The organism is Terriglobia bacterium, from assembly GCA_020072845.1.
In the GTDB taxonomy this organism is placed as follows: domain Bacteria; phylum Acidobacteriota; class Terriglobia; order Terriglobales; family Acidobacteriaceae; genus JAIQGF01.
On the sequence record JAIQGF010000011.1, the window covers coordinates 361,310 to 385,663 of the forward strand.

Consider the following 24,354-nt stretch of genomic DNA (forward strand, 5'->3'; position numbering starts at 1 on the left):
GCCCTTCGACTTCGCTCAGGGCAGGCTCTGGGCTAACGAATTCCGCCGCTCCGCGGCTGGTATCTGCTCAGCAGGGAAATCAACCATCGGTCGTGTTCACACGCGAGGGCGCGTGTGCCACGTGGGTTCACGTTCGAGGGCGAACGCGCTCCAACAACATCAGCGTGTATCTGCGTGTATCAGCGGCTAGGATTTCTTCCCGTACTGTGTCGTATAGCCGAGCTTGATTTCGCCGCAGGTGCCCTGCTCCTCGGAATAGACGACGCAGGAGTCGAAGGGCTTGGAGTAGATGTGCAGGCTGACGGCGCGCTGCATGAACTCGCGCGGGTTGGACACCTTGTGCACCGGCTGGGCGGGATCGACGGCGCAGCACTGCGCGGGATTCATTTCTTGCAGGTCGGTCGGCTCGATTTTGCAGGTTCCGGCGGCGAGGTTTTCGGCGAGAGTGCGGTAGTTCTGCACCAGCAGGCGTCCGACGGGCACGGCCATCCAGCAGTTCTGCTGGTGGTGGTTGTGGATGGAGCTGCCCTGGCCGATTTCCCAGCAGATGGCAACCAGCTCTTACAGCGGCGTTTTGTCAATCAGGTTGCGGGTGTAGTGCTGGCGGTCCCAGACCAGATAGGGCGCGAGCGTGTCCGGCTCGATGGGATGCGAGTTGAGGAAGCGCTGCAGTTGCGTGACCTCGAGGAAAGCGGATTCGGGGAACTTGCGCAGTTCGCGGACGAAGTCCTGGATGGAACAGGCGTTCACGGCCGGCTGAGTGCTCACGGGCGTCCTCCCCCACAAGGCCCTCATTGTGCCACGGAACAAGGTGGCAGTGTTTCGCAAATGTGCCGCGCCTCCGGCGCTCACGCCATTCAACATCACGGGACCCACCGCTGCCGCGGTGGGCTAACGAATACCGCCGCTCCGCGGCTGATTTCCGCGCCGGTCTAGTGTGGTGCGGCTGGCTTAGAATGCGTCGGAGGGGTCAACAACGTGAACGACAAGAAACGGCTGCTGCTGATCAGCAATTCCACGCAGCACGGGCGCGGCTACCTGGAACACGCGGAGCAAGAGTTGCGGGATTTTCTGGGCGGCGTCAAGCGCGTGCTGTTTGTACCCTACGCGCTGAAGGACCGCGACGGGTACGCGGAAATAGCGCGGGCAAGGTTTTCGCAGATGGGCTTCGCGCTGGAATCGATCCATCGCGCGCCCGACGCGCGGAAAGCGGTGGAGAACGCGGAGGCCATCTTCATCGGCGGCGGCAACACGTTTCGCCTGCTGAAGACGCTCTACGAATACGGGCTGCTGGAGCCGATTCGCCTCCGGGTGGAAGGCGGAATGCCTTACATCGGGGCGAGCGCGGGATCGGTGGTGGCGTGTCCGACGATTAAGACGACCAACGACATGCCCATTGTCGAACCCCCGAGCCTGACGGCGCTGGCGCTGGTACCGTTTCAGATCAATGCGCATTATCTCGATCCCGACCCGAATTCCACCCACATGGGTGAAACGCGCGAGGTGCGCTTGCGCGAATTTCACGAGGAGAATGAAACGCCGGTGGTGGGAATCCGCGAGGGATCAATGCTGCGGGTCGAGAACGGCGCGACGACGCTGAAGGGAACCACGGGAGCGAAGATTTTCCGGCGCGGCGAGCAGCCGGTGGAGATCGCGCCGGGGACGGTGGTGGACCCGTTTGCGTGAACGGGATGATGAGATCTGTTTTTGTGTGCCGCGCCGCTGGCGCTCGGTGCGCTCTTTGCCCACGTCACCCACCGCTGCCGCGGTGGGCTAACGAATTCCGGCCGCTTCGCGGCCTGGCATCGAGTTGCTTCCGCTAATTTTGCAACCTTTGATTCCGCGCCAGCGGGCTTGTAGCCTTCGAGCAAGGCGGCGGCGCGATTCAGCGCGTCGGTCAATTCCTGCAATTGCCGGGCGGCAGTGGCGGCGTCGTGGCGCTGGATGGCCTCGTTGACGCCGGGAATGGTGGAGGCCGAGTAGCCCTTCAAGTCCGCGGGCGCGTAGATGGCGTGGCGGAACCACGGACGGCGCGGCAGACCGTTGGGCAGCAGGAGCGCGCGCTCGGTGGCGAGAAGGAGTGTGTTCAGGCGTTCGGCATCCGCGGGCGAGGGCGCCCGCGCCACATTGTTCAGTGGTTCGGCACCCGCGCTCGAGGGCGAGCGCGCTCCAACTTCCAGCGAGGGCACGTGTGCCACATTCGCGTGTGCCACAAGCTCATTGATCGCGGCGCCGGCCTGAGCGAAGCGGCGGGCGGCGGCGCGGGCGGGCTTGAAGCTGGGCGCCTGGTCGCCGAGATGCTCGGCCGCATTCTTCTCCGCACCGTCAAGATAAGTGGCAATTTCCTTGCCGTAGGCCTCGTAGTCGTAGGGCAGCACATCAGCCTCGGCCATGCGCAGCACCTGCAGGCCGTACACGCGCGCGATTTCCTGGGTGTAAAGAAAATTGGTGTCGCCGAATTTCTTGTACCAGGCGAAATTGTCGAAGACCGAGTGGTACACGCCGTAATCGCCGCCGGAGCGAATGTCGGTGGCGGGCACGCCGGAGTGGTCGAGGAAGGAAGTGAAGTCGGATCCGCTGCCGAGATTGCCAACCGGCGGCTCGGCCGGCGCGTTCGCCGTGGGTGAGTTCTCGCGGCGCGCCGCGGTGCGCCAGGCGTCGTAAAGCGTGCCGCCCTTGGGACTAGGAACGATTTTGGTGATATCGCGCAGGAAGCCGCGCAGGCTGGGCACCGCCGAGGCACGGAAATTCGGGCCGGAAGCGCCCGTGTCCAGGTTGAAGTAGGCGGCCGCACTCTCCAGTTCCTTCTCGTGTTGCTCCAGCCATTCGGTGGAGCCGAGCAGGCCCTGCTCCTCGGCGTCCCAACTGGCGAAGATGATGGTGCGGGTGGGGCGCCAGCCGGTGCGCAGCAAACGGCCGATGCCGCGCGCCGCTTCCAGCATGGCGGTGGTGCCGCTGATGGGGTCCACCGCGCCGTAGACCCAGGCGTCGCGATGCGCGCCGGCGATGACCCACTGGTCCGGCCAGCGCGTGCCGCGGACGCGCGCGATCACGTCCCAGATGGCGCGATAGCCGAAATCCTGCTTCAAGTGCAGCTTGACGCGCACCGGCCCCGGCCCGACATGGTAGGTAAAGGGCAGCGCGCCCTGCCACTCGCGCGGCGACTCGGTCCCGCCCAACGCCTGCAGAATGGGCGATGCATCGTGATACGACAGAGGTGTGGTGGGGATTTTCGGAATGTCGGGCGAGGTTTGCGGGCTGACGCGTTTGGCGCCGGGCGTGGACGGCCAGCCGGGCGTGGTGGGATCGCCGAGATGCTCGAATCCGAACGCGATGGTGCCGCGCTGCACGGCGGTATCGGGCCGCCACGGGCCGTTGGGATAAATGTCGCCGCGGAAATAGCCGTCGTCCATCGGATCGGAATAAATGAGCATACCGGCGGCGCCGGTCTCCTGCGCCATATACACCTTGACGCCGCGGAAATTCTCGCCGTAACGCACCAGCACGATCTTGCCGCGCACGTCCACGCCCATGTCTTTGAGCTGCTGGAAATCCTCGGGGCGGCCGTAGTTGGCGTAGACCACTTCGGCCTCGACGTCACCGGAAGGCGAGTAGGCACTGAACGGCATGACGACGCGCGGGTCGTCCTGGAAGGGGTCGCCCTCGACGTGCTCGCGGGTGGGCCCGTGCATGATCGCGCCGGCGGGCGTGAATGCGTCGACGCTGACCTCGACGGGAGAGTTCATCCAGACTTTGTATTCGACGATCTCGGTGTCGAAGCCCCACTCGCGGAACTTGCGGGCGACGTAATCGGCGGTCTTGCGGTCCTCGGGCGTGCCGGCCATGTGCGGCGCGGCGGTCAGGATTTTCATGTGCTGCTCGGCCTGGCGCGGGTCGGGCACGGCAAGGAACTGCTGCTCGATGGAAGCAGGAGGCGCCGGCGCGGGCGGCGGCGCTTGCGCGACCAGCGTCGCGCAGAGAAGAAGCACCAGGATTGCGGCCGGACGAAGACGCATACGCTCACATCGGCAAACCTCGAGTGTAAAGGGAAAGTTGCGAGGCACGCAAAATCCTGATGCCCGCGATTCAGAAGATTTATGACAGTTTCACGCGGTTTTAATGTCGTTCGCGGCGCTGGCGAATCTAATGGTGGATATGGCCGACAAGCTCATAAAACGGTACTTATTCGCCAGCGACTTTGACCAGACGCTGAGCTTCAATGATTCGGGGCACGTTCTAAGCGAACTGCTCGGCATTCCGCCCGAGGAGTTCAAACGCAAGGCCACCGGGATGGCGAAGCTGAACCTGGTGCAGCAAGGGGCGGAGTTGGCGTACCTGCTGTTGCACGACCCGCAGTTCCGCCGCTGCCGGCGCGAGCACCTGCACCAAGTCGGGAAGCGCATTCCGCTGAAGGAGAATATCGGGCTGCTGTACCAGATCCTGGCCAGCGGCATTGATGGTTATCATTTCGATTTCTTCGTGCTGTCGGCGGCGCCGGTGGAGATCGTGCAGTCGGCGCTGGAAGGAATTGTGCCGGCGGACCACATCTACGGCTCGGAATTCCAGTACAACAGCGCGGGCGAGATCGAGAGGATCGTGCGCACCACCGCGGGCTACGGCAAGGTCGCCTGCCTCGACCAACTGCAGGCCAGGCTGCAGATCGGGCCCGACCATGTCATCTTCGCCGGCGACGGCAGCTCCGATGTCCACGCCATGCTGCACGTGAACGGGCGGGATGGATTGACGATTGCGGTGTCGGAGACGAGCAACGTGACGCAGATCGCGAAGCGCACGGTGATCAGCGCCAACGCGCTCGCCATGCTGCTGCCGATCCTGGAGAGAATCGTCGGTTGGAATCCTACGCAGATCCGGGACTTCTTCGAGTCGCATGGCCTGCTGGTGCAGGAGTGGGCCCGGGTGCGCACGGACTGGCTGACGCTCCGTCCCGCCGCGCCGCCGGAAATCGCGCAGAGCGCAGGCGCGGAATAACGCAAAAACTTAACCACGGATTGGCACGGATTCACACGGATCAGAAAATAAAGAAGTCCGATCCGCGTTCATCTGTGGCGATCCGTGGTTAAGAAATAATTCCCAGCCGCTTGCCCACGCGACCGAGCACGGCCAGCGCCTTGTCCAGTTCCTCGCGCGTGTGCGTGGCGCTCATGATGGTGCGGATGCGCGCCTGGCCTTCGGGCACCGTGGGGAAAGCGATTGTTGGCACGGATTCACGCGGATCAGAAAATAAAGAAGTCCGATCCGTGTTTATCTGTGGCGATCTGTGGTTAAGAAATAATTCCCAGGCGCTTGCCCACGCGGCCGAGCACTGCCAGCGCCTTGTCCAGTTCCTCGCGCGTGTGAGTGGCGCTCATGATGGTGCGGATGCGCGCCTTGCCTTCGGGGACCGTGGGGAAAGCGATGCCGGTGGCCATCACGCCTTCCTTGAACAGCTCGCGCGAAAACTCCATCGCCAGCCGTCCTTCGCCGGTGATGATGGGCGTGATGGGGGTTTCGCTTCTGGGCGTGTTGCGGCCGCCGATGTCGAAGCCGAGATTGCCGAGTTCCTTCTTGAAGTAGCGCGTGTTCTCCCACAGCTTCTCGATTCGTTCGGGCTCCTGCTCCAGGACCTCGAAGGCGGCAATGCAGGTGGCGGCAACCGATGGCGGATGCGAGGTGGAGAACAGGAACGGCCGCCCGCGGTGATAGAGGAACTCGATCAGGTCGCGCGTGCCGCAGACGTAGCCGCCGAGCGCGCCGATGGCCTTGGACAGCGTGCCCACCTGGATGTCCACCCGGCCATGCATGCCGAAGTGATCGATCGTGCCACGACCATTCTTGCCCAGGACACCGGAAGCGTGCGCGTCGTCCACCATCATGATGGCGCCGTATTTCTCGGCAAGATCACAGAGCGCGGGCAGCGGCGCGATGTCGCCGTCCATGGAGAAGACACCGTCGGTAATCAGCAGCTTGCGCCCGGGCTGGTTGGCGACTGACTTCAGTTGCTCTTCCGCGTGCGCCACGTCCTTGTGGCGGAAGACCAGGATCTTGGCCTTCGAAAGCCGCGCGCCGTCAATGATGGAGGCGTGGTTGAGTTCGTCGGAGATGATGAAGTCGTCCTTGCCCAGCACCGCCGACACCGTGCCGGAATTCGCGGCGAAACCCGATTGAAAAACCACGCTGGCTTCCACGTTCTTGAAGCGCGCGATCTTCTCCTCCAGTGCCATGTGGATTTTCATGGTGCCGGCGATGGTGCGCACCGCGCCCGATCCAACGCCGTACTGGCGCGTAGCCTCCAGCGCCGCCGCGCGCAGTTTGGGGTGCGTGGTCAGGCCGAGATAGTTGTTCGACGCGAGGTTGATGACGTGCTTGCCGTCGAAGGTGCACTCCGGGGCCTGCTCGTCCTCCAGCACCCGCAGGCGGAAGTAAGTGCCCTTGTTCTTGAGCTCGTTCAATTGGTCGGAAAGATAGGAGAGCGGGTTGGTGCGGGCGGCCGGTGCCATGAAACCCCCAAGAGAAGTAACCGTGGATCTACGCGGATCAACGCGAATCAAGAACGCGGGCGGGGGCGCCCGCGCCACATCAACGTGAGCACATCAACGCGTCCCATTCGGGTACAGCAGGATTTTGCTGGCCTCGCCGGTTTTCAGGCGCTCCATGCCCTGGTTGAAGTCCTTCATCGCCAGCTTGTCGGTGATCACCGGGTGCAGGTCAAGCTTGCCGGCCTTGAGCAGCGCGGTCATCTGGTACCAGGTCTGGTACATGCGCCGGCCGTTGATGCCCTGCACGGTGATGCCCTTGAAAATAATGTCTTCGGAAAAATTCAGCGCGATGGGTTTGGAGGTCAGGCCGAGGAGGGAGATGCGTCCGCCGCGGCGCACGATGTTGAAGGCGGTGCGGATGGCGTCGGGGTGCCCGGCCATTTCGCAGACCACGTCCACGCCGGTGCCGCCTGTCAGGTCCATGACGATCTGGCGCACGTCCTGCGTGGCGGGATCGAGCACGTGGTCGGCCTTCATCTGCTGGGCGATCTTGCGGCGGTACTGGTTGACCTCGATGGCAAACACCTGGGTCGCGCCGCACGCGCGCGCCACGGCGATGGCGAACAGCCCGATCGGTCCCGTGCCGGTGATGGCGACGGTCTTGGCGGCGATCTCGCCCGCCAGCACGGTGTGCACGGCGTTGCCGAGCGGGTCGAGGATGGAGGCGTACTCCTGCGGGATGGCGGGGTCGAGCTTCCAGATGTTCGACTCGGGAATGACCACGTACTCGGCGAAGGCGCCGTTGCGGTCCACGCCGATGATGGAAACGTGCTGGCAGATGTGCGCTTCGCCGGTGCGGCATTGCAGGCACTTGCCGCAGGCGACGTGCATCTCGGCGGAAACGAAATCGCCTTCCTGGACGCTGGTGACCTCGTCGCCAATGGCGGAGACGGTGCCGCAAAATTCATGTCCGGGAATCAGCGGCGGGTGAATGCGGTGCTGCGCCCACGGGTCCCAGTTGTAAATGTGCAGGTCGGTACCGCAGACGCTGGCGACGCTGACCTTGACCAGGACATCGGTGCGGCCGAAGGCGGGGATTTTGACCTCGCGGATCTCGGCGCCCGGCTTGGGCTCGGGCTTCACAACCGCGAGCATGGTGTCCGACATGAAATCCTCGGCGCGCAGCATGGCCGCACGCGGAAACTATGGGCAAACCCGTAATGTTAGCACGCGAACAGCGCAGACGTGATGCACCGACTTGGTTCTTCTTAGGACAGCACGCCGATGAAAAACATGACGGCTGTCGCAAGCGCGAGTGCCGCCGACAACCACCATGCCCGAGAGCCCCGAACTGCGGCGATGCCCCCCAACACGACAGGCGTAGCGAGCCAGACGAAGAACCAGGTAAGAGGAGAAAACAGTGGGAGTGCTTGGAGGAATTTATCCACCTTATCTGGCCAGACTCCAGTCAGCCATGAACCTGCGGTTAAAAGCAGGCTTGCTACTCCGAACGTTGTGGGCGATAGCACGTTCGGTTTTGTTGAGGTTTCCACCTTGCCGCCTCTGTAGTTCGGTGACAATACTGCCACTAGTTCGTTGCCATTGAACGAGAATCTCTTTCACCTAATTCCATTACGGGAGTATTGGCATGCTTTTCGCAGCGCTCACGTCCGAGACGTCGCATCCGACGCCGACCGCGCTCAACTGAAACCGAAACTGAAACTGAAACTCTCTGGAAACTGGAAACTAGAAACTAGTCCGACTGGATCTGCACCAGATCGGGCGCCTCGGCGGGCGAGGGCGGAATGAGCTGCGTGGTCTGCGGGGAGCGGAAGAAGTCGAGGTAGGAAATCTGGTGCACGCACGACACGGTACAGTGCGGCGCGCAGCTTTTTTCGGTGAGGTATTCGCGGCGGACGTCGGCGAGGGTGTACTGCATCAGCGGCTTGGCCGGGTAGCCGCGCTGTTGCGAGCAGTAGTGCACCAGGCCGTCTTCGCAAATGTAGAGATAGCGCCCGCCGGCGCGGCAGCGCCAATTGTTTGGGCGGCCGTTGGCGATGTTGTCCTGGAAGCTGTTGATGCGCGAGTAGCTGCCCTTTTCCAGCTTCTTCATCTCGTGGTACACGGAGCGTTCGACGGGATCGAGCGGCTGGAGTTGTCCGTCGCCGTTGTGAATAATTCCGATGGTCGAGGTGAATCCCAATTGGCGCGCGCGCTGCCCGATTACCAGCGCGTCCTGCGGGCGGTGAATGCCGCCGCCGACCACGGAATTGATGTTGACGTGAAACTCGGCGTACTCGGCCAGCAGTTGCAGCTTCTTGTCGAGCACCTTGAGGCTCTTTTTCGAGACCTCATCGGGATCGACGTTATCGATCGAGATCTGGAGGTGCTCCAGCCCGGCGCGGTTGAGGCGCCCGATGCGGTCGGCGGTCAACAGGTAGCCGTTGGTGATCAGGCCGGCGATCATGCCGTGCTGCCGAATGTGGCGGATGATGTCGTCCAGTTCGGGATGCAACAGCGGTTCGCCGCCGCTGATGGTGACAATGGTCGTGCCCAGCGAGGCCAGCTTGTCTAGGCGCTGGAAAATGGTTTCCAGCGCCACCGGCTTGGAGACGGCGTCGTACTCGTTGCAATAGGAGCAGGAGAGATTGCAGCGGCGCATGGGGATGATGTGTGCCAGCACCGGATGGCGCGTGGACAGCAGCGCCTTGGCGATCATCATCCACTCGCGGGAGCGGCGATGGATGGCGTTGAATCTGCGCCGGAATCGTACAGCGGGGGATGCCATCATTCTCAAACCAGTTATTAAAGCACTGCGAAGCCGCCGGCCAGGGCAGGGAAACGCTCAGCGGCGGGAATCGATCATCGAATGGAGCATTTACAGGGCCTAAACGGCGTTGTAACAATGAGTTGTGAGCAGCGGATTGGATGCCGAAACGGCACCCAGGGATGCGCAAAACTGGGATTCCGGAAGCGGGTAATTGGGCAATCGCGCAAAGCAAAAACTGACTTTGTCCGATCACCCGATTTCACTTGTTACTTTTTCTCCGGCGCTGGCGCATGCTGCGCCGTCGGCGGGAGCATGCCGTTGAGGCGCAGGTAGGTTGCCGCCAGCCCATAATGGTCAGCCCAGTCGTTGGTCAGGCCGATCAGCGCGGCCGCCTTAGGCGCCTGGCGTCCTCCCCACATGGTCACCGGCTCGCCGAGTTGCGAGTCCTGCACGCCCTTCAGCGCCGTCTGGCAATAGTCGAACGAGTTCTTCAGCGCGGCGACCAGCTTGTCCTTCGGGTCCTTGTCGCTGATCTTGTCCGACGGTTCAGCCAGGTTGGCCAGCTTGGCACACAAGAAATTGTTCGACTTGGCAATATGCTCGAGCAGGGTGCCGAACGTCATCTGCTGCTCGGTCGGCTTGTACGAGTATTTGTCCGCCGGCATCGCCTCGGCGGCGGCGGTCAGGTTTTTCGCCCGCCCGGCGAGCATGCTTCGAACCGTATCGCTGACCGGATTCGCGCCAGCAGTGGAACCCGGTTTGGCCTGCTGCGCGACGGCCGTCGTGCACAGCAGCGCCAGCGCAACGAACAGAAGTTTTTTCATGGTTGTCTCCCCCACCTTGAAGTGGCGGTAAGGATACACGTTTCGGGCGGCGCAGCGCCAGCAGCGTGGCGAACTCGTCTGTTAGATTAGGAGGGTTGTCGGTTTACGGTTATCGGTCATCGGTACTGCCGAATCAATTGAATGTTCGGTGCGCATTCCGACAGTCCAGGAGCGAAAAACCGACAACCGAAAACTTGCCTTTGATGAAACTGAATTTCACCAAAATCATCTTCATTGCCGGACTGCTGTTTGCCCTGACCCCGTGGGCATCGCCGCCGCTTGCTCTCGCCGTCGGATTGGTGCTTGGGCTCATGTTCGGCAATCCATTCCGCGGGCAGTCGCGCTGGTTCACGAAATACCTGCTGCAGGCATCGGTAGTCGGGCTCGGCTTCGGCATGAACCTGCAGCAAATCCTGAAAGCCGGGCGTTCGGGGTTCATTTACACCGCGGTCGGCATCAGCTTCGCGATGCTGGTCGGGCTGACGTTGGGGCACCTGCTGAAGGTGCCGCCCACCGCGGGGTTGCTGATCTCGGCAGGCACGGCGATTTGCGGCGGCAGCGCGATTGCCGCGGTCGGTCCGGTGGTCCAAGCCGATGAAGAAGAGATGGCGGTCGCCCTGGGCACGGTGTTCATCCTCAATTCGATTGCGCTGCTGATTTTTCCCGGCATAGGAGCGTCGCTGCACCTGACGCAATCGCAGTTCGGATTGTGGGCGGCGCTGGCCATTCACGACACCAGTTCGGTGGTCGGCGCGGGCGCAAAGTACGGCGCGATTGCGCTGGCCGTGGCCACCACAGTCAAGCTGGCGCGCGCGCTGTGGATCGTGCCCATGACCCTAGGCGCGGCGGCGGTAAAGCGGCGCATCGACAACAACAACGGCAGCCGCGCCGCGTCGACTCCGACGCGCGTTCCGTGGCCATGGTTCATCCTGTTCTTCGTGCTGGCGGCGGTGGCGAACACGTTGGCGCCGGCGGGCGCGCCCGCGTTCCACGGGTTGGCACGGCTGGGAATTATCGGATTGACGGCGACCTTGTACCTGATCGGCAGCGGCGTCTCGCGCTCCACGCTGAGGCAGGTCGGGGCGCGCCCGCTGATCCAGGGCGTGCTGCTGTGGCTGATCGTGGCGGTGGCCTCGGCGGCGGCCATCCGCGCCGGCTGGATCGCGCTGTAATCATTGCCGGCGTGCGCGCCTCTGATACGATTTCTTCTCTCACCGGCCCAACTGAAACCGAAACTGAAACTGAAGCGAGGCGCTATGTGGATCGTCTGGGGTGTTCTGGCCGGGGTAGTGGTGGGCATTTTTTCCGGCCTGCTGGGTGTGGCCGGCGGCGTGGTGCTGGTGCCCATCCTCCTGTACTTCTTCAAGATGAACCAGAAGCTGGCGCAGGGAACCTCGCTGGCGATCCTGCTGCCACCCACCGGCATCCTGGCATTCATTCAGTACTACCGTCACGGCGAGGCCGACCTGAAATTGGGCCTGGTGATCGCCGCCGGCGTGGTGCTGGGCGGGTACTTCGGCGGCGCCTGGGCGCAGCATATCCCTGGCCCGGTGCTGCGCAAGGCTTTTGCCGTGTTGCTGGTGGCGGTGGCGGTGAAGATGTTTCTCGAAAAGTAGTCGGTTTTCGGTTCTCGGTAATCGGGGCAGAGGCGATGGAAGTTTAGCTCGGCACTTCGGAATTCGGATGCGATCCAACCGACAACCGATAACCGAAAACCGGTCACCTGCTTTCCAGCACGTGTTCCAGAGCGCCGCGAATTTCCGGATAGCGAAATTGGAATCCACTGGCCAAGGCCGCCTGGGGCACGGCGCGATTGCTTGCCAGCAGCAATTCCTCTCCCATCTGACCGAAGGCGGCGCGCAGGGCAAACGCCGGTACGGGAAACGGCGTGGGGCGGTGCAGCACCGATCCCAGCGCGCGGGTGAATTCGGCGTTGGTGACCGGGTTGGGCGCCACGGCATTCACCGGGCCGCGCACCGATTCGTGGGTGAGCACGTGCAGGAAGAGCGCGATCAGGTCATCGAGTGCGATCCAGGCCATCCACTGGCGTCCATCACCGAGGCGGCCGCCAACGCCCATGCGAAACGGCGGCAGCATGCGCGCCAGCGCTCCGCCCTTTCCGCTCAGGACCATGCCGGTCCGCATCATGACGGTGCGGATGCCGGCGTCGCTGGCGGTGCGCGTGGCGTTCTCCCACTGCCGGCCGACTTCGGCAAGGAAGGTCGATCCGGGCGGCTCCGCCTCGGTCACCACCTTGTCCGCGGTGTCGCCATAGATGCCGTTTGCCGAGGCGCTCACCAGCACGCGCGGGCGCGGATTGGCCCGCGCGATGGAGGCGGCGATGGTTTGCGTGCCCTGCACCCGGCTGTTCAGGATTCGCGCCTGGCGCTGCTCGTTCCACCGACCGGAGGCGACGCTTTCGCCGGCCAAATGCACTACCGCATCGGCGCCGCTGAATTTTGCGCCGTCGATGGCGCCGGCGGGGTCCCACTGGATTTCAGCGGCGCCCTGACGCGGCGCGCGCCGCACCAGCGCAACGGGTTGGTGTCCCGCGTCGCGCAAAGCGGGGAGCAGGGCGGAGCCGATGAATCCCGAAGCGCCGGTGACCAGAACTCTCATGCCTACGATGGTAGCTGAACCAAGCGCGGCTTCAAGCGGGTCTTTCGGTCTATCGGTCGTCGCCGGTCCGAAAGACCGATCGACCGATAGACTGACAGACCAACAAAAATGCCCGGCCTCTCCGGCCGGGCACAGTGACGCCAGCAAATTTATTTCTTTTCCGTCTTGGCCGGCTCTTTCTTGGCCGCAGGTTTGGCTGCCGGGGCCTTCGCCATCTCGGCCTTCGGCTTCCAGTAGCTCGGATTGGCGGCTATGACCTTCTCCGAGACGAAACTCATCCCCGGGCTGAAGGCCAGGAAATCACGTACGAAAAACTGCTCGTCTTCGCGCGCGAACTCGGTAAACATCTTCCTGCCCGCGTCCCCGATCGCCTCGTAGTACGCGGAGCCTTTGCCGTGGGTCTTCGGGAAATCGTCAAATTCCTTCAGTGACTTCATCGGCTCGAAGACCAACACGATGCCGGCGGGAGCGCCCAGGCCGACGTTGTACACCAGCATGTGCTCGTCGATCTTGGCTTTCTCATGCGCGGCGTTGACCGCTTTGCGCATCTCGGCAAATTTTTCGCCGTGGCCGAGCTTGATGCGGTAGGTGTCCACCATGAAGTACTTGTATTCGCCGAGGTTGAAGTTCGGCCGGTAGCTGAGTTCGGGGTTGTAGAACAAGTAGGTTGAACGGACGCCGGTCAGCAGGTCGCCATCGGCGATATTGGCGCGATCGAGTTCGGCTTGCACCGCCTTGTTGGCCTCGAAGGCCAGGTTCGCCTTTTCCACGTCCTCCATGGACGAGTACGCGCCGAGGAACCACGCCTCAGACGGCCCCGTCATGGTGGTGGTGCCGAGGTAGTAATACTTGAGATTGGCCTTCTTGTAGGCCGCCAGGAAGGCGGCCTCAGTCTTGGCGTGCAGCGGACCCTTCCCCGGCTTTACCTCCTCGCGGAAGATTTGAATGACCGGCGGCGGTCCGGCGCTGGCGGATTCGGCATAGTTCTGCGCTGCCGCGGTGGGTACGGTGACCGTGGCTGACACGACCAGCGCCAGCACGGCAAGGGCGAACAGTATTTTCCTCATCTATTCTCCTCCTCAGTTCTGGTGTCTGCTCAAAGCGACGCAGCACACGGCAGTGTCGCGCAACAGATCACTACTTCTTTTCCGTCTTCATGTCCTTCTTGGCCGCCGGCGGCTTGGGCGTTTCCATCTTCGGGTGCCAGAACGACGGGTCGGCTTTCGCCACATTGTCGGACACGTAGCTCAGCCGCGGATTGAAGGCGAACAGGCGGCTTTCGGCGAGCTGAACGGTCTTGCCGACCGCATCGAAAAACCCGCCTTCCTTCAGCGCCTCGCCATAGGCTTTGTTTGGGGGCTCGTCCCATGCCACCAGGCTCTTGACTGGGGTGAAATATATGTAAGTCCCCACGGGCATGCCCGAGGTCACTTCGTAGGCAACGGAATGGTAATCCGGGTTGGCCTTTGCCCGCGCGGCCGCAACAATCTTGCCGACCTCGTCCGGGCCGGAGCCTATCTTGAAGCGCACGACCAGCACGTTGAAGTACTTGTACTCGCCCAAATTGAAGTCCGGCTTGTAGCTCAGCTCCGGACGGTATTTGGCGAAGACGGTCCGCGATTCGGAAACGAATTCGGCTTCCTTCGGCGAGAAGGTCTCCATGATTTGCCGAAACGCCGGGTTGGATTCGAACGAATCGTTCAGCTTTTCCAATTGGGCATAGGTGTCGAACCCGGTCATGAACCAGTCTTGATCCGGTCCGGTCACCGAGCTGATGGTCAGGTTGTATGGGATCCCGGCCTTGATAAAGGCCTGCTCCCAGCCCGCCTCGTGTTTGCGGTGGGCAATGACTTTGCCCGGCTTCGAGTCTTCCCGAATGATCTCCAGAACCTTCGGCGGGCCGTGCATTTCCGCTTTCTGGGCGACGAGGGTCGCGGGGCAGGCGAGCAGGGCGAAGACCGCCCAGACAAGGATTTTGCGCATAGGTTCTCCTCTTGTTGCTTTCTTGGTTAGTTGATTCCGAATGAATTAACGCGAGTCAGCGAGTAAGGAAGGGCCCACCCCAGTTCGGGCCGCTTGAGCGATGCAAGCCTACGCTGCGGCCTTTGCGGGTGTCAATGGGCAGAAAAGCAGGCGTTAGGCTTTAGGTTTTAGGCGTCAGGCTTTAGCTTTTGGGCGTCGGCTCTTTGGTCAGGGTTGCATTCGGCGGTTGTTCCTAACGCCCAAGACCTAACGCCTAAAGCTTTGAGCCTGCGGCTATAATCAAGCATGGCGACCTTCCGCCAGCAGATCGCGACCAACGTCTTGCGGGTCACGCGTTTCCGTGACCTGATGAAGCAGGTCCGGGCCTACCGGCCCAACGACGATCTGGATCTCATCAAGAAGGCCTACGACTTCTCCCTGCGTTATCACACCGGACAAACCCGAGCGTCCGGTGAACCCTACCTGGTGCACCCGCTGGAAGTGGCCTGCGTGCTGGCGGAGATCAAGCTCGACACCGTGGCCATCGCCGCCGGGCTGCTGCACGACCTGGTGGAAGACACCTCGGTGAAGATCGAGGAAATCGAAAAGGAATTTGGCGACCAGGTGGCGCACATCGTGGAGGGCGTCACCAAGATCAGCAAAATCGATTTTCATACGCGCGAGGAGCGCCAGGCCGAGAACCTGCGCAAGATGATGCTGGCCATGGTGGACGACATTCGGGTCGTCCTCATCAAGCTGGCGGACCGGCTGCACAACATGCGCACGCTGCAGCACTTGCCGGAAGAACGGCGGCTGGCGATCGCGCGCGAGACCCTGGAAATCTACGCGCCTATCGCGCACCGCCTCGGCATGGGCAAGATCCGCGGCGAACTGGAGGACCTGGGCTTCCCCTACGTGGATCCCATCGCCTACCAGCAGGTGCACGAGGCGGTGGAGGCGCGGCGCAAGTCGGGCGAGGAGTTCCTGGCCAAGATCGAAAGCTTCATCCGCGAAAAGCTGAAGGAAGCCGGCATCCAGGCGCGGGTGGAAAGCCGCATCAAGCGCCTGTACTCGATTTACCTCAAGATCCAGCGGCAGCGCATCTCCGTGGACCAGATGTACGACCTGCTGGCGGTGCGGGTGATCACCGGATCGGTGCAGGACTGCTATGCCGTGCTGGGCATGATCCACAACCTGTGGCGGCCGGTGCCGGGGCGCATCAAGGACCACATCGCCATGCCGCGCCCCAACCTCTACCAGTCGCTGCACACCTCGGTGATCGCCGAGAGCGGCACGCCGTTCGAGGTGCAGATCCGGACCGAGGAGATGCACCACATGGCGGAGGAGGGGATCGCCGCGCACTGGAAATACAAGGACGGGCCGGTAACGGCGCGTGACGAGCAGCGCCTGGCGTGGCTGCGCCAGGTGGTGGAGTGGCAGCGCGACATCAGCGATCCCAGCGAGTTCCTTTCCACGCTCAAGATCGATCTCTACCCCGAAGAGGTGTACACCTTCACCCCGAAGGGCAAGGTGGTGGTGCTGCCGCGCGACGCCACGCCGATTGATTTTGCGTACACAGTACATACCGAGGTGGGACACACCTGCGTCGGCGCGAAAGTGAACGGGCGCATGGTGCCGCTGCGCTACAAGCTGAAGAGCGGCGACATCGTGGAGATTCTCACCCAGACTGGACACAAGCCGAGCCGCGACTGGCTGGCGCTGGTCAAGTCGAGCCGCTCGCGGCAGAAGATCAAGCACTGGCTCAATGTCCACCAGCGCGAGCGCGCGATTGAAATCGGCCGCAAGCTGATCGAGAAAGAGGCGCGGAAATATCGCGTCCCGCTGAAAGACATTTCCGAGGAGCAGTATCAGAAGGTGGCCGGCGAAGTGGGCCTGGGCCGGCCCGACGACCTGATGGCGGCCATCGGCTACGGCAAATTTTCAGCCCGGCAGATGCTGGCGCGCCTGGCGCCCTCCTCGGCCGCGGAACCCACGCCTGAGGCCGCGCCCGAAGAAAAACCCGGCGGCCTGCTGCGGCGCGTCTTCGGCGGCGAGAGCGGCGCCATCACCGTCAAGGGGCACGACGACCTGCTGGTGTACCGCGCGCGCTGTTGCAATCCCATCCGCGGCGAAGAGATTGTCGGCTACGTGACCCGCGGCAAGGGCGTTGCGGTGCACGCCAGGAGCTGCCCCAACGTGGTCAACCTGATGTACGAATCCGACCGGCGCATCGACGTGGAGTGGGCGAGGCCGGCCAAGGAAGATGGCAGCACCGGGTATCCGGTCAAGCTCACCGTGTTCTGCGCCGACCGCAGCGGCATGCTCAAGCAGATGACCGCGCTCATCAGCGACGAGAACATCAACATCCGCAACATCGAAGCCCGCACCGCCAACAGCCAGGCAACGGTCGATTTCGTCATCGACATCGAGGACCTGAAGCACCTGGAGCGGATCGTCGGCGGGCTGCGGAAGATTCCCGGCGTGCACGACGTGCAGAGGGTGCAGAAAATCTGAAAAGAAGTTTCAGTTTCAGTTTCGGTTTCAGTTGTGTGGGACACAGCCTGCCATGAGCGAAGTCGAAGGGGCACCCCCAACGTGTGCAGGACGGGCGGCTGGCGCGCGTTAAGTCTCGGTCCCCGGTTTCCGATGCAGCACGCGCTTGGTCTTGGCGACGATGTCGCCCATGGTCGAGCCGATGGTGCGCGCGACTTCGGTTAGGCGGTCGCCGGTCACTGGTGGCGCCGACGATGTGGCTGCGGGTGCTGCGGTCGGCGCGGCTGCGGCGCTGGCCTTGACGGCGCGCTTGCGGCTTTTCTTCGCGGCAGGACGCCTCACAGCTCGCTTCTTCTTGGCGGTGGTTTCGCTGTTGTTCTCTTCCGGCATTCGTCTCTCCCGTTCGTTGCCGCGCAGTATACCAGTCCTGAGTCGCGAGACCCGAGTCCCGAGCGAAGCAATCTCGCGACTCGCGTCTCGGGACTGACGGGTCTATGTGAGAACTTCAGTCGTGCCTACGGCACTGGATGATCTCTCCCACTGTGCCCCGCCGCTGAAGCGGCGGGCTATTCTTAACCGCCCCCAAGGGGCTGCGGTCTCGCTGTTTCGTACCCCTGGCAATCATGCCAGACCAGTTCTCACACAGACTCCGACGCCTGGAACCGCGCCAGGAGTGCGCGCTTGCGCTGTTCAGGCAGAAACGAAGCGCGGAAGGAGTTCATGGCCAGCTCGCGCAATTGCGCGTCGGTGAAGCCGAAGGTGTCCTGCGCGACCTGGTACTCGCGCGAGAGCGAGGTCTCAAACATGGCGGGATCGTCCGTATTGAGCGTGACCATCAGTCCGAGATCGTAGTAGGTTTTGAGCGGATGCCGCTCGGCCGCCACGCAACAGCCGGTGCGCAGGTTGCTGGTGAAACAGATTTCGACGGGGACTTGGGTTTGCGCCAGGCGAGCCATCAGCTCGCAGTCCTGGTACGCGGTGAGCCCGTGTCCGATGCGCTCGGCCTTGAGGGCGTCAAGCGCGCCCAGAATGGACTCCGGCCCGCTGGATTCGCCGGCGTGCGCCGTGAGCCGCAGGCCGTTGTCGCGGGCGCGCGCGTAGAGCTCGCGAAACAGTTCGGGTGCGGCCATGCGTTCGTCGCCGCCGATACCGATGCCGACGACATTGCGGTCGCGCAGCGGGATCGCTTTTTCGAATACCTTCTCGGCGGCCACGACCCCGAAGTGGCGCACCGCATCGAAAATCCACAGCAGCGACACGCCGAAATCGCGCTCGCCGCGCTGCCGGCCGCGCTCAAGGCCGTCGAAGATGGCATCGAAGTCGCGCCCGCGGAACAGGATCACGCCGACGGAAACGTAAACCTCGGCGTGGAGGACGTTTTCCGCCGCGAGCTTCTGCATCAGGCGATAGGTGATGAGCTCGTAATCCTCAGGCGTGCGCAGCCAGGAGGTGACGCGCTTGAAGGCGTCGAGAAAGGCGGTGAAATCCTTGTGCCGGTAGAGCTGCGCCAGGCGCTCGCGATCCACCGGCCCGCCGCCGTGCAGAAGGATCAGCTCGCCGAGCTCGTCGGGGCCGATGGAGCCTTCGAGGTGGAGATGGAGCTCGGCTTTGGGCAGCGCGCGGATGAACGCCGATGGCCTACGGTCTTTGGTCGGCGGCAGGTTTTGCGTGGCCTTCATTGCAGAATCCACCACGGAGACACGGAGGCACGGAAGAGTTGTAGAAGGCAACTACATTGAAGATTGTCGATTGCCGATTGCCGATTGGGTTTAGGTTGCGTTCTCAATCGACAATCGACAATCGGCAATCGGAAATGTATTTCTCTCTGTCTCTGTGTCTCTGTGTTCATCGTTCGTTGCTCAGTGCCGAGCGAACTCTGAATGCCGGCGGCTCCACAGGAAATAAATGCACAAGCCGATCGCCAGCCAGACGAAGAAGCGAATCCAGGTGATGACGGTGAGCCCGGTCATCAGGCCGCCGCAGAGCACCACCGAGATCAGCGGGAACAGCGGCACGAGCGGGACGCGGAATCCGCGCGGGCGGTCGGGTTGCGTGCGGCGCAGGAAGATGACGCCCAGGGAGACGAGCACGAAGGCAAACAATGTGCCGATGTTCGACAAGTCGGCGGCGTCGCCGATGTCCACGACTCCGGCCGGAATGCCAACCGCGAATCCCGCGATCCAGGTGGACCAGTGCGGCGTCTTGAACTTCTTGTGCACGGCGGAAAAGATGCGCGGGAGCAGGCCGTCGCGCGACATGGCGAACCAGATGCGCGTCTGGCCGTACTGAAAGACCAGCAGCGACGAGAGCATTCCGGTGAGCGCGCCGATGATGATGACCGACTGCCACACGCGGCTGGCGCCAAGCTGCTTGAGCGCGTAGGCGACCGGGGCCTCGGCGGCCGCGCCCTCGGTGAAGGTGGTGTACTTCATCATGCCGAGCAGCACCAGCGCCACACCGACATACAGAATTGTGCACACGATGAGCGAGGCGATGATGCCGAAGGGAATGTCTTTCTGCGGATTCTTGGATTCTTCGGCGGCGGTGGAGACCGAGTCGAAGCCGATGTAGGTGAAGAAAATGATGGCGCCGCCGGTGACCACGCCGGCGAATCCCGAGGGCATGAATGGATGCCAGTTCGCCGGGCGCACCAGCATGCCGCCCACGATCAGGAAGATCACGATCGCCGTCAGCTTGACGGCAACCATGATGTTGTTGGTTTCGGCCGACTCGCGCACGCCGCGCACCAGCAGAATCGTGAGGACGAAGACGACGAGAAACGCCGGCACATTGAAGTATGCACCGGTCAATTTTCCCGAGGCGTACACGGCGCTGGACCAGACATCGGGCAAGACGATGCCAAAGGCGGCGAGCTGCGCTTTCAGATATCCGCTGAATCCGACGGCGACCGCGACGTTGCTGACCGCGTACTCCAGAATCAGGTCCCAGCCGATGATCCAGGCGAAGATTTCGCCGAGCGTGGCGTAGGAATAGGTGTACGCGCTGCCGGCGATGGGGATCATGGAGGCGAGCTCGGCATAGCACAGCCCGGCGAAGCTGCAGGCGACGGCGACCAGGATGAAGGAGATCGCGATGGCCGGGCCGGCTGGCGGGCGACCGTGCATCAGCGCACCCGCGCTCGATCCGTGTCGCAGGAAGTTGGCGATCAGGTCGAGCACCTGCGCGTGCAGGATGGAGGGGACTTCGAAGTGTTCGCCGGCGGCAGCCGTGCCGGTGAGCACGAAAATGCCGCTGCCGATAATCGCGCCGATGCCGAGCGCGGTCAGGCTCCACGGGCCGAGGGTCTTCTTGAGCCGGTGCTCGGGCTCCTCGGAGTCGGCAATCAGCTTGTCGATGGATTTGCGGGCGAGAAGCTGGGAGCCGGTGTGCTTAGCTGAATTCTTGTCGGTCGTCGCGGTTGAGTCGGCCAAGAGAGTTTCAGTTTCAGTTCAGTATAGAAAAGCCTTCAGCCGCCGTGTACCGGCGGCCGAAGGCCGATGGTTAACGTTTCGCCTGGCCGCGCACCATCTTTTTCACTTTGCGCTTCTTGGAGCCGCGGGCGTAGTCGCGTTTCTTTTTCGGTTTCTCAATCGAGGCCTTCTTGCGGGCCGCGCGCTTGACCTTCTTGCGTTCTTCCTTCGACAGTGCTTCCGTGTTCATGAGTTCTCGCTAGAGTTGGATTAGAACTTCTGTCGCCCGCTAAAGCGGGCTCGATCTGGTGCTACTTCCTGACCCACGGCTTACGCCGTGGGCTACACATTCTTTGGCGCGCTGCGCGCGCTTGGTACCGTCGTGACGCCTGCATTCCATAGCGCACGGCTTAGAGCCTGAAGCCTTGAGCCTGAGGCCTAGAGCCTGAAGCCTGTCTTAAACCCGCTCCAGTTGCGCATACTTCTCGACCAGCTTCTTCAGACCGAATCTTGGGAATTGTACCGTAAGCTTCGCGTCGTCTCCGTCGCCCTCGCGCTTGTACACCGTTCCCTCGCCGTATTTCGGGTGCTTGACGCGCTGGCCGGGACGAAAGCCGGTGCGCCCGGGAGCGGCGGGAACTTCGATTTTCGGCCGAGCAAATTTTTTCCCACGCGAGGCGAAGAACTCGGCGATGTTGTCAATCGAGTTGTAGGTCGGATGCGAATTCGAGTACGCGGCGCGCTGCTGGCGGGGGTACGCCGGGCGCTGGTCTTCACTTTCGTAGTCGTAGTGAGCCGAGGAGTAGCCGTCATCGGACTCGGCACGCGAGGGCGCGTGTGCCGCACGATCGGTTTCGCTCCAGGCGGAACGCCGCGGCGCGCCCAGGTCGTCCAGCAATTGCGGCGGAATCTCCTCGAGGAAACGCGACGCGATCGATGCCTCCGGCATATCGGTGCCGTAACGGCGGCGGTAGCGCGCGCGGCTGACGATGAGCTGGTCCATGGCGCGGGTCATGCCGACGTAACAGAGGCGGCGCTCTTCCTCAACATCGTCGGGATTGAGGAACGTCCGCGAGTGCGGGAACAGGCCCTCCTCCATGCCCGCCAGAAACACCAGGGGAAACTCCAGGCCCTTGGCGGAGTGCAGGGTCATGAGCGTGATCTTGGCGGAAGCGTCGTACTGATCCTGGTCGCTGACCAGCGCGGCGTGGTCGAGGAACTCCTGGAGCGACTCGCCGCGGTCACGCGAATCCATGGCGGCGTTGACCAGCTCGCGCAGGTTCTCGACGCGGGCCAGCGATTCGGGTGTGTCCTCTTCCTCGAGCTGCTTGATGTAGCCGGTGCGGTCGAGGAGGTATTTGAGCAGCTCGGCGGTGGTGCCGGGACGCGGGTCGCCGCTGGCGGGAACATCGCTCGCTTCTGAGTCGCCGGCAGCGGCGGCGCCCGCATTCGCGCCGAAGTCGAAGGACTCATCGGCGCCGGTGGGCGGAGCGGCGTCGGGTGCGGTTCGATCTTCGGGCTCGCTGGGGCTCTCGTCGATGGAGTCGCCAAGCCACTGGGCATAGGCGCCGGCGAGCATGGCGCGTCCGCCCTCAATGATCTCGCGGAAATTCTTCAGCGAGGCGACCGCGCGCGGCGGCAGGAGCACGCCGTCAATGGCGTTGCCAATCGCGCCCCACAGCGAAGTTCCGGTTTCCAGCCCGATGCGCTCCAGCGTGTCGAGCGTGGTGCGGCCGATGCCGCGCGCCGGGGTGTTGATGACACGCATCAGCGCGATGGAGTCGTCGGCATTCTGCACGACCTTGAGATACGAGATCATGTCCTTGATCTCGGCGCGTTCGTAGAACGAGAATCCCCCGACCACGTGGTAGGGCAACTGGTAGCGCCGCATCGCCTCTTCAAAGAGGCGCGATTGCGCGTTGGTGCGGTAGAGCACGGCGGCGCGGGCGCGGGCTTCATCCATGCCCTCCTGCGCCGATTGCTGCAGGTACTTGGAGAAAAGGTCGGCGGCAAACAGGGCTTCGTTCTCGCCGTCGGGGGCTTCGTAATACCCGATGTTGTTGCCGCCCTGGCGCGAGGTCCACAGGTTCTTGCCCTTGCGCTTGACGTTGTTGGCGACCACGGCGCTAGCGGCGCTGAGGATGTTCTGGGTGGAACGGTAATTCTGCTCCAGGCGGATGATCTTGGCGTCGCCGAAATCTTTTTCGAACTCCAGAATGTTGCGGATGTCGGCGCCGCGCCAGGAATAAATGGACTGGTCCTCGTCACCGACGGCGCAGATGTTGCGGCGCTCGCCGGCGAGCAGGCGCATGAGCTCGTACTGCGGGCGGTTGGTGTCCTGGTACTCGTCAATCAGGATGTACTGGAAGCGGCGGTTCCAGTAATGGCGCACCGGTTCGGCGACCTTGAGCAGGCGCACGGTCTCCAACAGCAGGTCGTCGAAATCCATGGCGTTGGCCTTGCGCAATTCCTGGCGGTAGATCTCGTAGACGTGCGCCACCTGCTCCGATTTCGGGTCGGAGGATTGCAGAAACGTTTCCTGCGGGTCGAGCATGTGGTTCTTCGCCCAGGAGATGCGCGCCAGCACGGAGCGCGGCGTGAGTTGCTTGTCGTCAAGGCCGAGGCGGCGGATGGCCTGCTTGACCAGCGATTGCTGGTCGGCTTCGTCGTAGATGGCGAAATCCTTGCGGTAGCCGACATTGTTGACGCGCAGCGCCTCGATGTCGCGGCGCAACATGCGCACGCACATGGAGTGGAAGGTCGAGATCCACGGCTTGGCGAAGGAGCGTCCGCCGACCAGGTGCTCGACGCGCTCGGCCATCTCGGAAGCGGCTTTGTTGGTGAAGGTGACCGCCAGGATGGCCTCGGGCTGCACTCCCAGGTTTTCGATCAGATGCGCGATGCGGTAAGTGATGACGCGGGTCTTGCCCGAACCGGCGCCGGCGAGGATGAGGATCGACCCGTCGGCGGTTTCGACCGCTTCGCGCTGCTGGGGATTGAGTTCGTCGAGGAAAGTCACTGACACCAGTTTAACGCGTGGGAGGTCCCTCGCTTCGCTCGGGATTTCGGTAACGGGCTCCCGCTCCGCTCACGCCCGCTAAACGCCTCACCTTCAGTGCGGCACCGTGCGCGTGACGCCTGCGTCCGGCGGTTTCATCTCGCGGCGCAGGCTGGAGCACTCGCGGCAGGGGCAGAACTCGCGCAGGAAGTCCCAGGAGAAGATGCCGTGCTCGTGGCCGTCGCTCCAGGTGAAGCGGATGGCGTACTTACCGACGGCTTCGGCGACCGTCGCTTTCGGCGGTGGAGTGTACATGGGCAGCACGCCGGGAGCGGGCTTGGGACGCTCGCCGGGTTCGCGGTTCTGCTTGACGCGCTCGTCGTTGCACAGGGCGCAGGGGCAGGCATCGCGCAGGTACTGAAACGTGTAAATGCTCTTGTGCCCGTCCATCCACTCAATGTCCATGCCGGCGCCGGTGGAGAGGTGAACCTTCACCGACTTGGGGCTGGGCTGGGCTGCGGGAGGCATGGAGCTAGTATCGCACAGGGCGAAAGCGAGCATCGCGTGGCCAACTTAGCGTGTGGTGCTCGTATTCTGAGTCTTGGATTTTCGGGCGCGAAGCCGATCAACGGACTTGCTGAAGGCGTCGATTCGCCGGTGCTGTTCTTCAACAGGGAACTGCGACAAGTGCTCAAGGATGATGTCGGCTAGTCTTCGCGCCGCTTGTCGTCGCGTCAGTTTCTTGCGTCGCTTTGTTGCGTTCGGTTCGGCTTTCATCCGCTCTTCTGATTCTAACCTGCGA

Annotated in this window: 22 protein-coding genes and 1 pseudogene; 6 read left to right on the top strand and 17 right to left on the bottom strand. The window is 62.9% G+C overall.

Annotated features, from left to right (window positions below; translation table 11 throughout):
* Window positions 1-186: 186 nt before the first annotated feature.
* Both LAN70_13145 and LAN70_13150 read right to left on the bottom strand, forming a co-directional pair.
* Window positions 187-558 (bottom strand): cysteine dioxygenase family protein, encoded by a 372-nt coding sequence (locus LAN70_13145; protein ID MBZ5512099.1) that lies wholly within the window; start codon window positions 556-558, stop codon window positions 187-189.
* 3 nt (window positions 559-561) lie between these two features.
* Complete coding sequence (locus LAN70_13150; GenBank protein MBZ5512100.1) at window positions 562-768, bottom strand: hypothetical protein; 207 nt, start codon at window positions 766-768, stop codon at window positions 562-564.
* A 210-nt stretch (window positions 769-978) separates the two neighbouring features.
* Between LAN70_13150 and pepE the strand changes: the two genes are divergently transcribed.
* Entirely contained in the window at window positions 979-1,686 is a 708-nt protein-coding gene (pepE, locus tag LAN70_13155; GenBank protein MBZ5512101.1) for a dipeptidase PepE, read from the top strand.
* A gap of 176 nt (window positions 1,687-1,862) precedes the next feature.
* Here the strand turns inward: pepE and LAN70_13160 are convergent.
* Window positions 1,863-4,016, bottom strand: a pseudogene (locus LAN70_13160) (M28 family metallopeptidase).
* Between the two features lie 130 nt (window positions 4,017-4,146).
* Between LAN70_13160 and LAN70_13165 the strand changes: the two are divergent.
* On the top strand, window positions 4,147-4,989 hold the full coding sequence (locus LAN70_13165; protein ID MBZ5512102.1) for a haloacid dehalogenase-like hydrolase: 843 nt from the start codon (window positions 4,147-4,149) through the stop codon (window positions 4,987-4,989).
* 88 nt (window positions 4,990-5,077) lie between these two features.
* Here the strand turns inward: LAN70_13165 and LAN70_13170 are convergent, their stop codons facing one another.
* The 5 genes from LAN70_13170 to LAN70_13190 form a co-directional block, all read right to left on the bottom strand.
* Window positions 5,078-5,221, bottom strand: coding sequence for a hypothetical protein (locus LAN70_13170; GenBank protein MBZ5512103.1), 144 nt, complete (start codon window positions 5,219-5,221; stop codon window positions 5,078-5,080).
* A 61-nt stretch (window positions 5,222-5,282) separates the two neighbouring features.
* On the bottom strand, window positions 5,283-6,497 hold the full coding sequence (locus tag LAN70_13175; protein MBZ5512104.1) for a glycine C-acetyltransferase: 1,215 nt from the start codon (window positions 6,495-6,497) through the stop codon (window positions 5,283-5,285).
* A gap of 93 nt (window positions 6,498-6,590) precedes the next feature.
* Window positions 6,591-7,643 (bottom strand): L-threonine 3-dehydrogenase, encoded by a 1,053-nt coding sequence (gene tdh, locus LAN70_13180; protein MBZ5512105.1) that lies wholly within the window; start codon window positions 7,641-7,643, stop codon window positions 6,591-6,593.
* A 586-nt stretch (window positions 7,644-8,229) separates the two neighbouring features.
* Window positions 8,230-9,264, bottom strand: coding sequence for a radical SAM protein (locus tag LAN70_13185; protein MBZ5512106.1), 1,035 nt, complete (start codon window positions 9,262-9,264; stop codon window positions 8,230-8,232).
* Window positions 9,265-9,512: 248 nt separating this feature from the next.
* Window positions 9,513-10,070: a DinB family protein gene (locus tag LAN70_13190; protein MBZ5512107.1), complete on the bottom strand. Its 558-nt coding sequence runs from the start codon at window positions 10,068-10,070 to the stop codon at window positions 9,513-9,515.
* Between the two features lie 203 nt (window positions 10,071-10,273).
* Between LAN70_13190 and LAN70_13195 the strand changes: the two genes are divergently transcribed.
* Both LAN70_13195 and LAN70_13200 read left to right on the top strand, forming a co-directional pair.
* Window positions 10,274-11,242 carry a putative sulfate exporter family transporter gene (locus LAN70_13195; GenBank protein ID MBZ5512108.1) on the top strand — a complete coding sequence of 323 codons (969 nt, stop codon included), beginning with the start codon at window positions 10,274-10,276 and terminating at the stop codon, window positions 11,240-11,242.
* Between the two features lie 84 nt (window positions 11,243-11,326).
* Complete coding sequence (locus tag LAN70_13200) at window positions 11,327-11,686, top strand: sulfite exporter TauE/SafE family protein (GenBank protein MBZ5512109.1); 360 nt, start codon at window positions 11,327-11,329, stop codon at window positions 11,684-11,686.
* A 103-nt stretch (window positions 11,687-11,789) separates the two neighbouring features.
* Here LAN70_13200 and LAN70_13205 read toward each other — a convergent pair whose 3' ends face one another.
* The 3 genes from LAN70_13205 to LAN70_13215 all read right to left on the bottom strand — a co-directional run bounded on the left by LAN70_13205 (window position 11,790) and on the right by LAN70_13215 (window position 14,672).
* Window positions 11,790-12,689, bottom strand: a complete 900-nt coding sequence (locus LAN70_13205; protein MBZ5512110.1) for a TIGR01777 family oxidoreductase — start codon at window positions 12,687-12,689, stop codon at window positions 11,790-11,792.
* Window positions 12,690-12,838: 149 nt separating this feature from the next.
* Entirely contained in the window at window positions 12,839-13,756 is a 918-nt protein-coding gene (locus LAN70_13210; GenBank protein MBZ5512111.1) for a hypothetical protein, read from the bottom strand.
* Between the two features lie 70 nt (window positions 13,757-13,826).
* Window positions 13,827-14,672: a hypothetical protein gene (locus LAN70_13215; GenBank protein ID MBZ5512112.1), complete on the bottom strand. Its 846-nt coding sequence runs from the start codon at window positions 14,670-14,672 to the stop codon at window positions 13,827-13,829.
* A gap of 285 nt (window positions 14,673-14,957) precedes the next feature.
* Between LAN70_13215 and LAN70_13220 the strand changes: the two genes are divergently transcribed.
* A complete protein-coding gene (locus LAN70_13220) occupies window positions 14,958-17,165 on the top strand; it encodes a bifunctional (p)ppGpp synthetase/guanosine-3',5'-bis(diphosphate) 3'-pyrophosphohydrolase (protein ID MBZ5512113.1) in 2,208 nt (735 codons plus the stop codon).
* Between the two features lie 108 nt (window positions 17,166-17,273).
* Here LAN70_13220 and LAN70_13225 read toward each other — a convergent pair whose 3' ends face one another.
* From LAN70_13225 to LAN70_13250, 6 genes are all read right to left on the bottom strand, one after another.
* Complete coding sequence (locus LAN70_13225; GenBank protein ID MBZ5512114.1) at window positions 17,274-17,534, bottom strand: hypothetical protein; 261 nt, start codon at window positions 17,532-17,534, stop codon at window positions 17,274-17,276.
* Window positions 17,535-17,782: 248 nt separating this feature from the next.
* Window positions 17,783-18,823 (bottom strand): adenosine deaminase, encoded by a 1,041-nt coding sequence (add, locus tag LAN70_13230; GenBank protein MBZ5512115.1) that lies wholly within the window; start codon window positions 18,821-18,823, stop codon window positions 17,783-17,785.
* Window positions 18,824-19,003: 180 nt separating this feature from the next.
* On the bottom strand, window positions 19,004-20,575 hold the full coding sequence (locus tag LAN70_13235; protein ID MBZ5512116.1) for an amino acid permease: 1,572 nt from the start codon (window positions 20,573-20,575) through the stop codon (window positions 19,004-19,006).
* A gap of 70 nt (window positions 20,576-20,645) precedes the next feature.
* On the bottom strand, window positions 20,646-20,804 hold the full coding sequence (locus LAN70_13240) for a hypothetical protein (GenBank protein MBZ5512117.1): 159 nt from the start codon (window positions 20,802-20,804) through the stop codon (window positions 20,646-20,648).
* 207 nt (window positions 20,805-21,011) lie between these two features.
* Window positions 21,012-23,573: a UvrD-helicase domain-containing protein gene (locus LAN70_13245; GenBank protein MBZ5512118.1), complete on the bottom strand. Its 2,562-nt coding sequence runs from the start codon at window positions 23,571-23,573 to the stop codon at window positions 21,012-21,014.
* A 93-nt stretch (window positions 23,574-23,666) separates the two neighbouring features.
* Complete coding sequence (locus LAN70_13250; GenBank protein MBZ5512119.1) at window positions 23,667-24,080, bottom strand: DUF971 domain-containing protein; 414 nt, start codon at window positions 24,078-24,080, stop codon at window positions 23,667-23,669.
* Between the two features lie 36 nt (window positions 24,081-24,116).
* Here LAN70_13250 and LAN70_13255 point away from each other — a divergent pair, with 36 nt between their 5' ends.
* The gene (locus tag LAN70_13255) at window positions 24,117-24,263 is read left to right on the top strand and encodes a hypothetical protein (GenBank protein MBZ5512120.1); all 147 of its coding nucleotides are present in this window, start codon (window positions 24,117-24,119) and stop codon (window positions 24,261-24,263) included.
* The last annotated feature ends 91 nt before the right edge of the window (window positions 24,264-24,354 follow it).

Coding starts and splice junctions, on each gene's coding strand:
- LAN70_13175 (MBZ5512104.1), bottom strand. CDS start 6,497: ATGGCACCGGCCGCCCGCACCAACCCGCTCTCCTATCTTTCCGACCAA.
- LAN70_13200 (MBZ5512109.1), top strand. CDS start 11,327: ATGTGGATCGTCTGGGGTGTTCTGGCCGGGGTAGTGGTGGGCATTTTT.
- LAN70_13215 (MBZ5512112.1), bottom strand. CDS start 14,672: ATGCGCAAAATCCTTGTCTGGGCGGTCTTCGCCCTGCTCGCCTGCCCC.
- LAN70_13250 (MBZ5512119.1), bottom strand. CDS start 24,080: ATGCCTCCCGCAGCCCAGCCCAGCCCCAAGTCGGTGAAGGTTCACCTC.
- LAN70_13210 (MBZ5512111.1), bottom strand. CDS start 13,756: ATGAGGAAAATACTGTTCGCCCTTGCCGTGCTGGCGCTGGTCGTGTCA.
- LAN70_13185 (MBZ5512106.1), bottom strand. CDS start 9,264: ATGGCATCCCCCGCTGTACGATTCCGGCGCAGATTCAACGCCATCCAT.
- LAN70_13225 (MBZ5512114.1), bottom strand. CDS start 17,534: ATGCCGGAAGAGAACAACAGCGAAACCACCGCCAAGAAGAAGCGAGCT.
- LAN70_13220 (MBZ5512113.1), top strand. CDS start 14,958: ATGGCGACCTTCCGCCAGCAGATCGCGACCAACGTCTTGCGGGTCACG.
- LAN70_13165 (MBZ5512102.1), top strand. CDS start 4,147: ATGGTGGATATGGCCGACAAGCTCATAAAACGGTACTTATTCGCCAGC.
- LAN70_13195 (MBZ5512108.1), top strand. CDS start 10,274: ATGAAACTGAATTTCACCAAAATCATCTTCATTGCCGGACTGCTGTTT.
- add (MBZ5512115.1), bottom strand. CDS start 18,823: ATGAAGGCCACGCAAAACCTGCCGCCGACCAAAGACCGTAGGCCATCG.
- LAN70_13205 (MBZ5512110.1), bottom strand. CDS start 12,689: ATGAGAGTTCTGGTCACCGGCGCTTCGGGATTCATCGGCTCCGCCCTG.
- LAN70_13190 (MBZ5512107.1), bottom strand. CDS start 10,070: ATGAAAAAACTTCTGTTCGTTGCGCTGGCGCTGCTGTGCACGACGGCC.
- tdh (MBZ5512105.1), bottom strand. CDS start 7,643: ATGTCGGACACCATGCTCGCGGTTGTGAAGCCCGAGCCCAAGCCGGGC.
- LAN70_13240 (MBZ5512117.1), bottom strand. CDS start 20,804: ATGAACACGGAAGCACTGTCGAAGGAAGAACGCAAGAAGGTCAAGCGC.